This is a genomic window from Bradyrhizobium sp. BRP56 (assembly GCF_020194035.1).
Classification (GTDB): Bacteria; Pseudomonadota; Alphaproteobacteria; order Rhizobiales; family Xanthobacteraceae; genus Bradyrhizobium; species Bradyrhizobium australafricanum.
In genome coordinates, this window is the sequence record NZ_JADYVV010000206.1 from 1 (window position 1) to 444 (window position 444).

The window sequence follows — 444 nt, forward strand, 5'->3', positions numbered from 1 at the left end:
AGGCTGCGCAGCTTTTGCCAGCTCCACGTCGCAAACACCAGTTCAAGCAATAAAATAACCGGCACACTGATGAACATTAGCTGCCAGTCGCGCGCCATCTCATTTTCGTCTGGGTTGATAACCAGCTGCCAGACGATGGGATTAAGATGGAGATGGAAACGAGTAAAGACTTCGCTGTCGATCAGTAATAGCGTCATTCCCGCCGTTGCCAGAATGACGGACAAAAACCTCATCAGCCTCTGGGAGCCGACGATAAAGGTTAGCGGGAAGAGGATCAGCAAGTAGGTGGCGAACACCAGGAAGCTGAAATGACCGATAATGCTTACGTAGGAATAAATGCGACCAGCAAGCGTTGTCGGCCAGTCGGCGATAAACAGGTAACGGCTGCCAATGACGAGCGAAAGCAGAATATTGAACAGTGCAAACCAGTGCCCCCAACTGACC

At 51.1% G+C, this 444-nt stretch carries 1 protein-coding gene; it reads right to left on the minus strand.

Annotated elements, in window-relative coordinates; all coding sequences use genetic code 11:
- A partial coding sequence (locus tag I6F38_RS43395) for a DUF3413 domain-containing protein (RefSeq protein WP_225164716.1) occupies window positions 1-444 on the minus strand: 444 nt, incomplete at both ends.